This is a genomic window from Burkholderia sp. Bp9004, assembly GCF_003858025.1.
GTDB classification, from domain to species: Bacteria; Pseudomonadota; Gammaproteobacteria; order Burkholderiales; family Burkholderiaceae; genus Burkholderia; species Burkholderia diffusa.
Window position 1 is genome coordinate 1 of the sequence record NZ_QTQD01000038.1, and the last position, 14,549, is coordinate 14,549.

Annotated in this window: 9 protein-coding genes; 5 read left to right on the plus strand and 4 right to left on the minus strand. The window is 58.3% G+C overall.

Going from position 1 to position 14,549, the window contains the following annotated elements:
* A partial coding sequence (locus tag DIE08_RS30465) for a transposase (protein ID WP_148096083.1) occupies positions 1-191 on the minus strand: 191 nt, incomplete at its 3' end.
* Between the two features lie 1,358 nt (positions 192-1,549).
* On the opposite strand from DIE08_RS30465, the gene DIE08_RS30470 reads away from it, so the two are divergent.
* Positions 1,550-2,119, plus strand: coding sequence for a recombinase family protein (locus tag DIE08_RS30470; protein ID WP_124905298.1), 570 nt, complete (start codon positions 1,550-1,552; stop codon positions 2,117-2,119).
* 213 nt (positions 2,120-2,332) lie between these two features.
* Here DIE08_RS30470 and DIE08_RS30475 read toward each other — a convergent pair whose 3' ends face one another.
* From DIE08_RS30475 to DIE08_RS30485, 3 genes are all read right to left on the minus strand, one after another.
* Positions 2,333-3,001, minus strand: a complete 669-nt coding sequence (locus tag DIE08_RS30475) for an MT-A70 family methyltransferase (protein WP_409360419.1) — start codon at positions 2,999-3,001, stop codon at positions 2,333-2,335.
* Positions 3,002-3,391: 390 nt separating this feature from the next.
* Positions 3,392-4,552 (minus strand): hypothetical protein, encoded by a 1,161-nt coding sequence (locus tag DIE08_RS30480; RefSeq protein ID WP_124905300.1) that lies wholly within the window; start codon positions 4,550-4,552, stop codon positions 3,392-3,394.
* A 444-nt stretch (positions 4,553-4,996) separates the two neighbouring features.
* Entirely contained in the window at positions 4,997-5,626 is a 630-nt protein-coding gene (locus DIE08_RS30485) for a hypothetical protein (RefSeq protein ID WP_124905302.1), read from the minus strand.
* A 1,508-nt stretch (positions 5,627-7,134) separates the two neighbouring features.
* Between DIE08_RS30485 and DIE08_RS30490 the strand changes: the two genes are divergently transcribed.
* From DIE08_RS30490 to DIE08_RS30505, 4 genes are read left to right on the plus strand one after another with little or no spacing between them, the layout of a single operon-like run.
* Positions 7,135-8,976, plus strand: coding sequence for a class I SAM-dependent DNA methyltransferase (locus DIE08_RS30490; RefSeq protein ID WP_124905304.1), 1,842 nt, complete (start codon positions 7,135-7,137; stop codon positions 8,974-8,976).
* The gene (locus tag DIE08_RS30495; protein WP_124905306.1) at positions 8,973-10,346 is read left to right on the plus strand and encodes a restriction endonuclease subunit S; all 1,374 of its coding nucleotides are present in this window, start codon (positions 8,973-8,975) and stop codon (positions 10,344-10,346) included. The genes DIE08_RS30490 and DIE08_RS30495 overlap by 4 nt, the downstream gene beginning before the upstream one ends.
* On the plus strand, positions 10,343-11,275 hold the full coding sequence (locus DIE08_RS30500; protein WP_124905308.1) for a DUF5655 domain-containing protein: 933 nt from the start codon (positions 10,343-10,345) through the stop codon (positions 11,273-11,275). Before DIE08_RS30495 ends, DIE08_RS30500 begins: the two co-directional genes overlap by 4 nt.
* A gap of 55 nt (positions 11,276-11,330) precedes the next feature.
* Positions 11,331-14,444 carry a type I restriction endonuclease subunit R gene (locus DIE08_RS30505; RefSeq protein WP_124905310.1) on the plus strand — a complete coding sequence of 1,038 codons (3,114 nt, stop codon included), beginning with the start codon at positions 11,331-11,333 and terminating at the stop codon, positions 14,442-14,444.
* The last annotated feature ends 105 nt before the right edge of the window (positions 14,445-14,549 follow it).

Here is a 14,549-nt window from a genome sequence, read left to right on the forward strand (position 1 = left end):
TTGTTGTTCTCCTGCTCCAGTTCCTTCAGGCGCTGCGCTTCGGAGACCGTCATCCCGCCGAACTTCGCTTTCCAGTTGTAGTAGGTCGCTTCCGAGATGCCGTGCTTGCGGCACAGCTCCGCCGGCTTCAGGCCAGCCTCGGCTTCCTTCAAGATGCCGATGATTTGCTCTTCGGTGAATCGCTTTTTCATTGCCGTTCCTCTCTGGAACGGACTCTACACCGTCACCGTACTAAACGCGGGGAGCAGGTCACGGCGACTCCTGGACGCCGGCGTGTTGCGCAGCACGGTCAGCGATACCGGTCTGGTTATCGTTGATGGCAATTCGGTCAAAATCTATAAGGCGCAAAAGAAGCGAGCAGCTGAGGAATGGTTGCGCTCACAGACAGAAGACAACGACCCACTTGGACTTTAGGCTCCGCGATATCGTCGCACCGACAAGCTATGTCATATGCGAAACCGCCATCATAGCGACGGGCGTGTAGTGGTGCGCGGTTCGTGAGAGTCTTACGTACCGGTGCGTTCCGCGATGGTGGCACTTTCGCATAAGGTGGAGCCGCAATAGACAAGGTCACTGCAAGCAATCGCCTGGAGTAGCAATCCGGCGCACCTCTTCACCAGGAATGTAGTCCATACCCCGCGAAGCCTTATCCCGCAGGCTCGCAGAAGGCGACGACGACGCGCGCACGACTCGACCACAAACGTAGTCCATAGCGACGGGCGTGTAGTCGTGCGCGGTTCGTGAGAGCCTTACGTACCGGTGCGTTCCGCGATGGTGGCACTTTCGCATAAGGTGGAACCGCAATAGACAAGGTCACTGCAAGCAACCGCCTGGAGTAGCAATATCCGGCGCACCTCTTCACCAGGAATGTAGTCCATACCCCGCGAAGCCTTATCCCGCAGGCTCGCAGAAGGCAACGACGCCGCGCGCACGACTCGACCACAAACGTAGTCCATAGCAACGGGCGTGTAGTCGTGCGCGGTTCGTGAGAGCCTTACGTACCGGTGCGTTCCGCGATGGTGGCACTTTCGCATAAGGTGGAACCGCAATAGGCAAGGTCACTGCAAGCAACCGCCTGGAGTAGCAATCCGGCGCACCTCTTCACCAGGAATGTAGTCCATACCCCGCGAAGCCTTATCGGCTCGCAGAAGGCGACGACGACGCGCGCACGACTCGACCACAAACGTAGTCCATACCCACCTCCCTGTTTCGTATTCAGGGACTTTTCTGGCGACGCCCCATCCGAGCCCGGCACAACCGTGAAGCGTTGAAACATCTCAACTCGGCTCGCATTGCGCGGCCTGAACACGACGCCGACGGGCGCGACGCGCATCGCGTCGGCGTTGAGACGTTTCAACGTCGGCAGCGCTATCGCCTAAATGTCCGGACTCCCGGACTCCGGTCGCGCCCCGCGTCTACGTCGTTTCGCACCGTTCAGAAAAGGATGGATTTCTCGACACCTGCCGCCGTCATCCCAACTACCCGACGCTATACCCCTCCAGATGTCCAACAAATTCTCCATCAATCAACGTCTGGAAAAGGGAGTGCAATGGCAATTCTTGGATATGCGCGCGTAAGCACGTTCGAGCAGACCCTCGACCTGCAGCGGGATGCGCTGCAGGCTGCGGGAGCATGCAGCATCTACGAAGACAAGGCGAGTGGCAAAACGGCTGACCGGCCAGAACTCGCGCACTGCCTCAAGGCTCTCCGAGACGGCGACGCGCTGATTGTATGGAGGCTCGATAGGTTGGGCCGCAATCTGCAAGACCTCATCCGCATCGTCAACGACCTCGAGGGACGCGGTGTCGCACTGAAATCGCTGAAGGAATCCGTCGATACAGACGTCCCCGCCGGGAAGCTCGTCTTTCATATGTTCGGGGCGCTGGCCGAATTCGAGCGCGAGTTGGTCAGAGAGCGCACGATGGCCGGCCTCGAAGCTGCCAAGGCTCGCGGCCGCTCAGGAGGACGTCCTCACGTCTTGGACTCGAAACAGCGCAAGGCCGCCTTGGCGATGATGAAGAACCGGGACATGTCAGTTGCCGAAATCAGTCGCCAGTTCAGGGTATCGCGTTCAATGCTTTACAACATTCAATCGGAGGCTAGCCGCCTCTCGGAATAATATCGCTCACAAAAAGACCCCAGCATTTGCGGGGGCTCAAAGCCTGTTGCGTTGCCGGGTCCGGGGTCACCAGATTTTCGCTGACTTGCCTGAATGTCATTACCTATATCGGAAGACCGCTTTGCGGAGTCTAGGGGACTAAGTGAACAGGAGCTGGACGATTTCTATGCCCCCATTCATCAGGGTGCGCGTCGGCGAACTGAAGTAAGGGGCCTACGTCTCCGCTACCTCCGTCAAATGGCGGCGCGAATGGTTCGCGTAGGTATCCCATGTCGGTTGATAGGACTCGTCGGCCTGGTTCCCCCAGATTGCCCAGCCCGGCCGCTCGCCCCGCGCGAACATTTCCAGATAAGGCCCGGGGCTACACGAAGTAATTAGGGGATATTGCTCGTCCGGCTTACGCGAGTGCTCGCGCTTCTGAGTACACATGATGTTGACCTGACTACGGCCTGGTGGAAGTGTCCGAGCATTTTTGCCACGCACTCCAAAAAGGAGAATCTCCGTGACGTTTCGAAAGTAGAAACCCACGCCCCTCCCGTCAGGTCCGCCATCCTTGCGCACCTTCTGCCAAATAATATTGCTCTTGTAGTTAAACCCCCAAGCTTTCATAACATCTAAACCGTCCGGAAGCAGCGCGTTCGGCACCCACAAATAGAGGTGAGCGGTATCCTCAGCCGCGGCGGCAACAGGCAAGGCTTTAATATCGTCGAGCGTCATAGTGCCATAACGGTTTAGCCGCTTGTGCTCTGGCGCCACCTTTCCCGTCCGATTTTGAAACTGCCAAGGCGGGTCGGCGAGTATCGTCTTGAATTTGCGTCCGGCCACAAAAGCCTCGAAATCCGAGAGCGCCTGACAATCCGCCATATTTACGTCTTTCTTCATGGTGTCCTCAGAATTTCTTTCCTCGACTCTCGAATTCTTTTTCGAGCGCCGCCACAATTATTGATTGAACGGTTATCCGTTCCTCGATGCTGAGTTGCTGCAGCTTGGTCCATCGGCTCCGCGGCAAGCGAAAGCTCGTCTGGATGACCTCTTCGGGAGCTGTCGAGCCGTCCTTTGGACCGACGGCTCCCCGACGCCTGCCAGCAGCTATGTCTGGTGATGACATACGGTCTTGTGGCTTTGTGTGTTGGTGGAACGGCAGACTGCTACCACGCTAACTCGGTAGATTGCTACCACTGTAGCACGGTATATTGCTACCAAGCTACCCTGCTAGCTTGGTAGCAATATACCAGATATCGCGCGACTTGGCAAGGACCTTGCGACTGCAACTCACGAGTCAACGAACTGCTCGTAGTGCAACGGCAAACCAAATTTATTCCTAAGTTTCTCAAGGTAACCCCTTGCGTCATCGTCGAGCGGGTACTGTGAAACGATAAATAGCTTCTCAACATTAAGGTCGTTTTCCGACCAGTAGGCATACTCCAAAAGTTGCGGGATGGCTTGGCGTATGCACGCCTTTATTGTCTTGGCAACTTTGATTTCGTAGAACCATCGGAATTCCTTCGTTTCCACCACTACGTCGATTGAAGTACCAAGACCAGTCGGCACCTCGCACCCGACTTGCTCGTCTCCGTACTTTTCGACCAACTGCTTGTGCATATTATTTTGGATATAGTTATGTATTAACTTTGCCGTTTTACTGGTAATAGGCGTTTTAACATTGACAGAGCCAGTTTTTTTATTCTTATGGCCAGCCTTGAATTTGTACTTACCCCGCACTGACGGAGCATCCGAACCGAGAAAAAAATCTGAATCTTCGAGAGACTCCAACTCTTCGTCAATATCACCGGTCGATAACCAGCTATCAAATTGAGATTTATCCGCCGCAAACACCTTATGAAAGTCGTTTTGAAATAGCACGCCCTTTAAATCACCTTTGCCGTCCCATCCAGCCGCCCTCATTTTCAATGCGAGCATTTTTAGAACCTCCGTATTGAGCCCCGGAATTTTAAAAAGTCGAGACAGGTCAAAATCGACGTACTCGGACGTGTGCCTCGTGCTGTATCCCAGTTCTTCAATGGTGTGCGCAAAATTGGTGTAAGCCTTTCCGTCAAGGATGTCGCCTCTCGTAATCCGTCCGGTGAACTTTGTAATTGCGCCCTTTTTCATGGCAGCAATTAGGTCGTGGTGACTAAAGATAATTGCAATAAGCACAAGGCCATTTATGACTTCTGTACCCTTGCTCTTGGCATCTTTCCACACCTGAGGGACCTTGTTGTCCGCACCAATGGAGAGATTCTTCCTCGCCTGAATCTCTTCGATGTTGATGCCGGCGACACTGCCACTGAGCCGAGCAAGAATTGTGTCAGGGTCGTAGTCTCGAATTAACCAAGCGATTTTATGCGCGCCATGCTTGGTTAGAGATGTACTTAAACGGCTCAGATTTATCATCACTACGTCCTTGATTGTTTTTGACCAAGTGGCTTTCAAAGGCCTTCGAGAGGCCGGGGGGGACCGCCCGGTCTGGTTTCGAGTGGATTCGCCTCGCATTGTAAAGTGCTATGCCAATCAATCATGTTGTTCACAGCGGCAAGATGCGTGACGCATTCGATGCCCTCGTTCGGCGAGTACATTCCCCAGCACTCTCACGCATCAGTTGCACTGCGCGGCGCTTTGCCGAAAACGAACCACGCTTCACAACACGCCGTGCGCGAGACTAATAAAGGCGTCGTCCAGGCGCCCGCCGACCGTCCGCCCGGGCGGTCTGCACGCGAATCGGCCGCAGTCACGGGCCGGCGACCACGCCGGACTGCGCTCTTTGGGGGGAGCCGCGGACGGGACACATCACCATGTGTGGGGTGCACCAGTGCCGCGCATCGAGGGATGCTGGCAGCGCTACCCCCAAGAGGGTCGAGTAGCAAGTAGAACGTCCAACTACCCCAGGCGCAGCCGTTCCCCATGCGATACCTTTTGCACATAGAACAAGTGAGGAAGGTCCTCAATGTCACCACGCCGACGAGCCTCCTCGAAAAGTCGCTTCGATTGTTCGCGCACGCCGTGAAACCCGGGCTGGTTGGCAAGCCGCTGCAGGAGCGCACGGAGGGAATTGGACTGGCGCTTGTTGCTGAATTCGGCAATGAGCGCGTAGTGCTCCGCCATCTCGCTCGCCGGACGACGCCAGGTCCACGCCGTCCGGCCGCGCTCCGGTCGCCGCACCAGCTCGTAACCCAACCACAACAGACGCGGTATATCGGTGATGTCGTGCAGCTTCTCGCCGTCCATGCCCTGCCCGTCAGTTGCGAGCATCAACCACTCGACCTGCTGACAGTCCTCCGGCCAATAGAGCACCAGGAGCGCGTTGGCTAGGCCATGCTTTCGCTTCGTGACGCGTTGCGCCGGGGTGGAGCCAACGCCGTAGCGCAGATGAAATTTTCGGGCCAGCGCTTCGGCCTTGCTCGCGCTCACGCTGCCCTGCGCATATCGGTCGTAGCCCTTCGGAATGCTGTCGAGCACACGAGCGAGTGCAGCCGTCTTGCTGCGGGCAATGGGGGTAGAGGCAGGCATGAGGCGATGCTCCGCGGAAGTGTCATGCCTCGTATAGCGCGGTAAGAGCGTGTGTTTGCGATGTGATGTGGCGAAGCGCAGGCGCACGTAATGATGTTCCGAGAAATGCCACCCGTCGGCCGACGCGATGAAGCTATACGCGTACAGGCAAGATGCAGCGCGAAGGGACGCATGCCGGCGAAAGCTGGCACATGACCGCACGCACGGCAGTCTGCCTGGTAGCTCCTGCCCGCAACAGGGGCCAGCAGGCAGACCGCCAACTGCACACATACATACACCGGAGGAAACTCCACGCGACGATTCGCCAAGTCGTCGCAAACCGCCGTAGCTCTATGCCGGGTAACGCTGGCTGGTAGGGCTGCAACGGGCGCTGGATGGCGACAGCCATCCTTCGACCCAATCCGAAGAAGTTGGGCGACACGGACACGGGAGTCTGGGCAACCAGACCGAACCCTGTTCAACGTGAAGCGGTGAAAATCCGCACCGGGGGGCGTTCGGAAGCGAACGGCGTTACCCGGTCTCGGCAGGTGGGCTGATGAGGCGTCAGAAATGGCGCAGGGGCACGAGGGGAAACCTGGACTGCTCGGCACCACGCGGCAATGCGTGGGTCTCTGGATAGCTTAAGCCTGTACTTGGGGGTGCGAGTCCCCCATCTGAGTCAAGACCCTTGGATATGCCCCTTCGGGGTGATGAGTCGGGGAAGGTTTCGGGACGGTAACCCGATGCTATGGAACATCGTAGGGCGAAAGTGGCCGTCGGCCATGAAGCGTATGCGACTTCCGAAACCTGAGGCTCCATATCTCAAATCGCGGGTTTGACGCGTTGAGCTAACGTGGGAATCTCTGACGGCCATTTGACCAGGGTGGCACCTGGGACGGCACAAGAGAGGGAGCGGCGGATAGTAGAGCCCGAGCCGAATGCAAGGCCTAATCAGTCGAGCATCAGGCGAGCCCCTCAGGGGCGCTTGAAAACTGCCAGCGGTTGAAGGGTGTATGTACCCGATTCGGGAAGGGCTTGGCGGCCCGTTTGCAGTCGATGCCGGATGCGATGCTTGGCGGCACCGCGCCCGACCCTCTACCTTGGCGGGTGGAGCAGCGGCATTGGAATTTCAACGGTGTTCTCAACAACTCTCTCGGCCCCGCCCAGCGGCGGGGCTGATTCGGCCCACGAGCCGACTCATCATTGCCCACATTTACGGGCGCGTCGAATTTGTGCCACCCTTCCTTGGCCGCCATTTCGATAGCCCATTAAATACAGTGACATGCCATCAGTCAGATGGCGCCTGCGTAACGACGGCGAGCCCGACTCCCCTTCAGGCCCAAACCCGATGCGTCGAGTTTTTCGGTTGCCACCTATGGGAGCCTGGCGTTGTCGTGAATCCCCGACGCGGGCCTCCAATGTAAAATTGACGCCACTTCGCCGTCGACGCCAGAGCGACGCAAATCAGTGGCAGACATCTGGCACTCGGCTGCCGAAAAAACGAGCAAGCAGCAATAGGCCACTCAATAATGAACCATCAAGCACTATCGTCCTTCATCTGGTCCGTCGCGGACCTGTTGCGCGGTGATTACAAGCAATCCGAGTACGGTCGCGTGATTCTGCCTTTCACGGTGCTACGGCGCCTCGATTGCGCACTCGAATCCACGAAGCCGGCCGTGCTCGCCGAATTCGAGGCCAAATCGAAGATGGGCCTCAATCCCGAGCCCTTTCTGCTGCGCGTGGCTGGTGACGCCAAGTTCTACAACACGTCGCCGCTCGACCTCGTCAAGTTGCTGGGCGACCAGGACCATATCCGGCAGAACCTGTATGCGTACATCCAGGCGTTCTCGCCCGCTGCGCGCGACATCTTCGAACGCTTCGACTTCTACACGCAGGTCGAACGTCTCGCCAAGGCCAACCTGCTCTACCTAGTGACCGAGAAGTTCGCGAACATCGACCTGCACCCGGACGTGGTGGGCAACGCCCAGATGGGGCTTGTCTTCGAAGAACTGATTCGCAAGTTTGCTGAAATCTCCAACGAGACCGCCGGGGAGCACTTCACCCCACGCGAGGTCATCCGGCTGATGGTCAACCTGCTGTTCATCGAGGACGATGATGTGCTGATGCCCGGCAACGCCGTGGTGCGGACCATCTACGACCCGACTGCCGGCACGGGCGGCATGTTGTCGGTGGCTGGCGAACACCTGCTGGAGCACAACCCGGCCGCACGCCTGACCATGTTCGGGCAGGAATTGAACGATGAATCGTACGCTATCTGCAAGGCCGACATGCTCATAAAGGGTCAGAACGTCGCGAACATCGTCGCGGGCAACACGCTGTCCGACGACGGTCACGCGGGACGTAAGTTCGACTACATGCTATCCAATCCACCATTCGGTGTTGAGTGGAAGAAGGTGGAGAAGGCCGTCCGGACAGAGCACGAGCAAAAGGGCTTCGACGGCCGCTTCGGCCCCGGCCTGCCGCGTGTCTCGGATGGCTCGATGCTGTTCCTGCTGCACCTTATCAGCAAGATGCGTCCGGCACAGGAGGGTGGCAGCCGCTTCGGCATCGTGCTGAACGGCTCGCCACTTTTCACCGGCGGCGCCGGCAGCGGCGAGAGCGAAATCCGCCGCTACGTGCTGGAGAACGACCTGGTGGAGGCCATCGTCGGTCTGCCGACCGACATGTTCTACAACACCGGCATCGCGACCTACGTGTGGATTCTGTCGAACAGGAAGCCCGAGGCCCGCAAAGGGTTCGTCCAGCTCATCGACGCGTCAAGCTTCTGGCAGAAGATGCGCAAGAGCCTCGGCAGCAAGCGCAAAGAGATGTCGGACGAGCAAATTGAGACCGTCACGCGGCTGTTTGGGAACTTTGTCGAAGCTGAACTCACGACGGTTTTTGATGCCGAGGGCGCAGAAGCTGGTCGCTGGGTCGTGCCTGCAGGCAGCCATGCGCCGGACGCGCCGGCAGACGGCAAGGTGAAGTCCGTGCCGATTTCGCGGATTTTCCGGAACGAGGACTTCGGCTATACGACAATTACGGTGGAGCGTCCGCTGCGCGACGAGCAGGGCAAGGTCGTGCTGGGCATCAAGGGCAAGCAAAAAGGCAAGTTGCAGGCGGATAGCGCACTCCGCGACACCGAGAATGTGCCGCTCATCGAGGATATCGGCGCGTATTTCGAGCGGGAGGTGCTACCCCACGCGCCGGACGCCTGGGTTGACGAAGAGAAGAGCAAGGTCGGCTATGAAATCCCTTTCAACCGTCACTTCTATGTGTTCGAGCCCCCGCGCGACCTGCACACGATTGATGAAGAGCTGAAAGCTGTGTCGGCCAACATCATGAAGATGCTCGAGGAGTTGGCAGAATGAGTCTATCGAGCTATCCAGAGTACAAAGACAGTGGTGTCGCTTGGTTGGGTCAAGTGCCAGCTCATTGGCACGTGGACCGTTTCAAAGCGTCCATCGCATCTTGCAAAAACGGTATATGGGGCAACGAACCGTGCGGTGATGAAAGCGACATCGCATGTGTTCGAGTTGCTGATTTTGACCGCCCGAGACTTGTCGTCAACGACCACATCCCGACATTGCGCAATGTCTCGGATAAGGAAAGAGCTGGCAGGTTACTGACAAAAGGCGATTTGCTTCTCGAAAAGTCGGGCGGCGGTGAATTGCAGCCCGTCGGACAAGTAGTGATGTACAACTTGGAAATGCCTGCCGTCTGCTCGAACTTCGTTGCAAAAATGTCCCTGGCTCGCAACCAAGTTCCAGCGTACTGGAACTACGTCCACAGTGCCGCGTATTCCGTCGGTGTGAATATCGGTGCGATTAACCAGACTTCGGGAATTCAAAATCTCGACCAGGACCGCTATTTCAATGAGCGTGCGCCATTCCCGCCTTCTGGCGAACAAGCAGCCATCGCCAAGTTCCTCGACAACGAAACCAACAAGATAGACACCCTGATTGCCGAACAGGAAAAGCTCCTCGTGCTGCTGGCAGAAAAGCGTCAAGCTACGATTTCGCACGTCGTCACGCGAGGCCTCAACCCCGATGTCCCGATGAAGAATTCCGGCGTGGCGTGGCTGGGAGAGATGCCGGCGCATTGGGATGTGAAAAAAATTAAGTATATCGGCCAGGTTATCTCAGGCTTCGCTTTTCCAAGCGCTTCATTTCAAGAAAGTGGCACCCGTGTACTAAAAATAGCAAATATACAGACTGGCACACTCGACTGGTCGGACGAATCATTCTTGCCGGATGACTATTGTGAATCGCATAGCGAATTTTTGATTCAAGACGGGGATTTTGTTTTTGCACTTACCCGCCCCATCATATCAAGTGGCATAAAAGCCGCGACAGCTCGAATAGGTACAGAGAAAGTCCTCCTCAATCAGCGGAACGCATTATTTAGACCATCAGCCATTTGCGTGAAGGAGTTTGTTTACCATATATTTTTCAGCTCCAGCTTCAAGGCTGCGTTCGAGAATTGGATTGACTTTACTGGACAGCAACCCAATATATCGGCCCTCGACATTTGCAAAATATATGTCCCCCTTCCAAGCCTAGAAGAGCAAAAGGTTATCGCCAAGTTCCTGGACTGTGAACTTGCAAAGCTGGATTCCTTAAAGACTGAGGCCCAACATGCGATTGAGCTGCTTGAAGTGCGCCGCAGCGCGCTGATTGCGGCCGCCGTCACTGGCAAAATCGACGTGCGTAACGTGGTTCAGCAGGAGCTGGCCGCATGAGCGACATCCAGCTCTTTCGATTCTCGAACGGCACCGCGAGCGAGCTACCGAACCAGGCCGCGAAGCTGGAAAAGCAGCTGCAGGGCCTCATCGAAGCGAACATGCCGACCTTCCTCGGCATCCGCTTCCTGGCGAGCGAATACGCGACCGGCAAGACCCACAAGGGCCGCATTGATTCCCTGGGCCTGGATGAGAACGGTTGCCCCGTCATCATCGAGTACAAGCGTCACAGCAACGAGAACGTCATCAACCAGGGACTGTTCTATCTGGACTGGCTGCTCGACCACCAAGCGGAGTTCCGTTGGCTGGTGATGGAGAAGCTCGGCAAGGATGTGGCCGAGCAAATTGAGTGGCCCGGCACGCGCCTGTTGTGCATTGCCGCCGATTTCACGCGCTACGACCAGCACGCGGTCCAGCAGATTCCACGCAATATCGAGCTGATTCGTTACAAGCTCTTCGGTGACGACCTGCTGCTGCTCGAACTGGTGAACGCCCAGAGCGTCCCGGATGCCACAGCGGTCAAGTCAGCGCCAGCCGATATGACCGCCGAACCGGAGAACCCGAAGCCGGGCGGCAAGGACAGGTCGCTGGATGAGCAGCTTGCCCTCGCACCCACCGAGATTCGTGACCTGTACGCGCAGACGACTAGCTATCTGACCGCCTTGGGCGACGACGTACACGAAAAACGCCTGAAGCTCTACACGGCCTTCCGGCGCCTGAAGAACTTCGCCTGTGTCATTGCTTATCCGAATCGGCTGCTGGTTACGGTAAAGCTCGACCCAGTGTCGGTCACGCTGGAGGACGGATTCAGCCGCGACGTCAGTGAAATTGGTCACTGGGGCACCGGCGACGTCGAACTGACACTACGGACACAGGCCGACCTAGAGCGCGCGAAACCGCTGCTGGAGCGCAGTTACATCGAAGGCTGAACGGGCACTCCACACGCATTACCCAAGAGCAATAGCGAACGTACCGGGGCCATCCATGAGCAACCTGCACCAGGAACATCACTTCGAAACCGAAATCTGCCAGTCCCTGGCGGCCAATGGCTGGCTCTATGCCGAGGACGATGCCGCGCACTACGACCGCGTCAACGCACTTTACCTGCCTGACCTGCTGGCGTGGATAGATGCAACCCAGCCCGATACCTGGCAGCGCCTGACCAAGACCCATGGCCCGGCGCTCCACGAGCAGCTCGCTGAACGGGTCCGCAAGAGCCTGAACGAGCGCGGCACCCTCGACGTGCTGCGGCGTGGTGTCGAAATGCTCGGGCTCAAGGAGCCGCTCTCGCTGGTGCAGTTCAAGCCCGCGCTCGCCATCAACCCCATCATCCAGCAACACTACGCCGCCAACCGACTGCGCGTGGTGCGTCAGGTACGTCATTCGCCAAACCAACCACAGGACGCGCTGGACCTCGTCCTGTTCGTCAACGGCATCGCAGTCGCGACCGCCGAGCTGAAGTCCGATTTCACCCAGAGCGCGCAGGACGCGGTCGACCAGTACCGCTTCGACCGGCACCCGCAGCCCAAGGGCGGGCAAGCCGAACCGCTCCTCAGCTTCCCCGGCGGTGCCCTCGTGCACTTCGCGGTAAGCCAGACCGAAGTCATGATGACCACCCGACTCGAGGGTTCGGCCACCCACTTCCTACCGTTCAACCGCGGCAACCAGGGTGCGGCGGGCAATGCGCCGAATCCGGATGGTTTCGCCACCGCCTATCTGTGGGAAGAGGTCTGGGCACACGACAGCTGGCTCGACATCCTGCATCGCTACCTGATTGGCAAGCGCGACGACAAGAAACAACTGAAAGCAGTCATCTTTCCGCGCTACCACCAGCTCGACGCGACCCGCAGGCTCGTGGCTCACGTCCTGGCGCAGGGTCCTGGCCAACGGTATCTGATTCAGCATTCGGCAGGCTCCGGCAAGACCAACTCCATTGCGTGGACAGCGCACTTCCTCGCTGACCTGCATGACGTCAACCACCGCAAGCTGTTCGATAGCGTGCTGGTAGTGTCCGACCGCACCGTGCTCGATGCGCAGTTGCAGGAAGCCATCTTCGACTTCGAGCGCACCACCGGCGTGGTCGCCACCATCACCGACGAGCATGGCAGCAAGAGTGGTCAGCTAAGCGAAGCCCTTCAAACAGGCAAGAAAATCATCGTCTGCACCATCCAGACGTTCCCGTTCGCCCTGCAGGCGGTCCAGGAACTGGCGGCAACCGAAGGCAAGCGCTTCGCGGTCATCGCCGACGAAGCCCACAGCTCGCAGACCGGTGAAGCGGCGGCCAAGCTCAAGCAATTGCTGTCGGCCGCGGAATGGGCCGACGTGCAGGATGGCGGTGAAATCGACACCGAAGCCTTGCTGGCGGCCCAGATGGAAGCCCGGACTGGTGCCAAGGGGCTGACCTATGTCGCCTTCACGGCCACGCCTAAGCAGAAGACCCTAGAGCTATTCGGCCGGCCGGGACCGGATGGACTGCCGCAGCCGTTCCACGTGTACTCGATGCGCCAGGCCATCGAGGAAGGCTTCATTCTCGATGTGCTGAAGAACTACACGACCTACAAGCTCGCGTTCAAGCTGGCGCACGATGGCCAGGAATACGACGAGAAGGCGGTCGAACGCAGTGCCGCGATGAAAGGCATCATGCAGTGGGTGCGGCTGCATCCGTACAACATCGCGCAGAAGGTGCAAATCGTCGTCGACCACTACCGCGAGAATGTGCAGCCGCTGCTCGACGGCAAGGCAAAGGCGATGGTGGTCGTCGCGAGCCGCAAGGAGGCCGTGCGCTGGCAGAAGGCGATTCGCGCGTACATCGAGCAGCGCAACTATCCGCTGGGCGTGGTCGTCGCGTTCTCCGGCGAAATCGACGACCCCGACAGCTATCCGTCGCCGGTCACCGAGACCAGCCGGGAGCTGAATCCCGGGCTCAAGGGGCGTGACATCCGCGACGCGTTCGCCGAGCCCGATTATCACCTGCTGCTGGTCGCCAACAAGTTCCAGACCGGCTTCGACCAGCCATTGCTGTGCGGAATGTACGTCGACAAGATGCTAGGTGGCATCCAGGCGGTGCAGACGCTGTCACGCCTGAACCGCGCCCATCCGGGCAAGGACACCACCTATATCCTCGACTTCGTCAACGATGCCGGCGAAATCCTGAAGGCGTTCAAGACGTATTACGAGACCGCCGAACTGGAAGCCACCACTGACCCGCACCACGTCTACGACCTGCGCGCGAAGCTCGATGCCGCCGGCTACTACGACGACTTCGAGGTCGACTGCGTGACCAAAGTCGAACTGGACCCGAAAGGCACCCAGGCGCAGTTGCAGGCCGCCATCGCACCGGTGGCCGACCGGCTGCTCAGACGCTACAAGGCTGCGCAGCAGGACCGGGCCGCCGCCGAATCGCAGCGCGACGAGAAAGCAGCCCAGGCTGCCAAGGACACGCTCGACGCATTGGTGCTATTCAAGAACGACATGGGCGCGTTCGTGCGCCTCTACGCATTCCTGTCGCAGATTTTCGACTACGGCAATACCGACATCGAGAAGCGCTTCCTGTTCTACAAGCGACTCATCCCGCTGCTGGAATTCGGCCGTGAACGGGACACCGTCGACCTATCGAAGGTCACGCTCACGCACCACAACCTGAGAAACACCGGCCGCCAGCCGCTGACTCTCGGTCACGGCGAGACACCTAAGCTGCCGCCAATGGATGCCGTCGGCAGCGGCGCGGTCCAAGACAAGGAAAAAGCGTTCCTCGATGAAATCATCCAGAAAGTCAACGGCCTGTTCGACGGCGAGCTGACCGACGACGACCAGCTCGTATACGTGAACGGAGTTCTCAAGGGCAAGCTGCTCGAAAATGAATTGCTCGTGCAGCAGGCCGCGAGCAATAGTAAGGAGCAGTTCGCCAACTCCCCCGACCTGACGGCTGCGCTGATGCACGCTATCATCGACGCATTCGATGCGCACACCACCATGAGCAAGCAGGCGCTCGATTCGGAGCGGGTGCGCGACGGCCTGAAGGACATCCTGCTGGGGCCGGCTCAACTCTACGAGGCGCTGCGAGCCCGCTCGGGCGCCGCGCCACGACCGCACTCGTAGGCGTCAGACTCGGCTGGCTGCCGTCGCCCCTCGACATTTCTCACGGTTTTGAGAATTCTCAAAACCCGTGAGAAAGCGTGAGACAAACGCCTGCCGCGGCACCCC

Coding starts and splice junctions, on each gene's coding strand:
- DIE08_RS30495 (WP_124905306.1), top strand. CDS start 8,973: ATGAGTCTATCGAGCTATCCAGAGTACAAAGACAGTGGTGTCGCTTGG.
- DIE08_RS30500 (WP_124905308.1), top strand. CDS start 10,343: ATGAGCGACATCCAGCTCTTTCGATTCTCGAACGGCACCGCGAGCGAG.
- DIE08_RS30470 (WP_124905298.1), top strand. CDS start 1,550: ATGGCAATTCTTGGATATGCGCGCGTAAGCACGTTCGAGCAGACCCTC.
- DIE08_RS30475 (WP_409360419.1), bottom strand. CDS start 3,001: ATGAAGAAAGACGTAAATATGGCGGATTGTCAGGCGCTCTCGGATTTC.
- DIE08_RS30505 (WP_124905310.1), top strand. CDS start 11,331: ATGAGCAACCTGCACCAGGAACATCACTTCGAAACCGAAATCTGCCAG.
- DIE08_RS30485 (WP_124905302.1), bottom strand. CDS start 5,626: ATGCCTGCCTCTACCCCCATTGCCCGCAGCAAGACGGCTGCACTCGCT.
- DIE08_RS30490 (WP_124905304.1), top strand. CDS start 7,135: ATGAACCATCAAGCACTATCGTCCTTCATCTGGTCCGTCGCGGACCTG.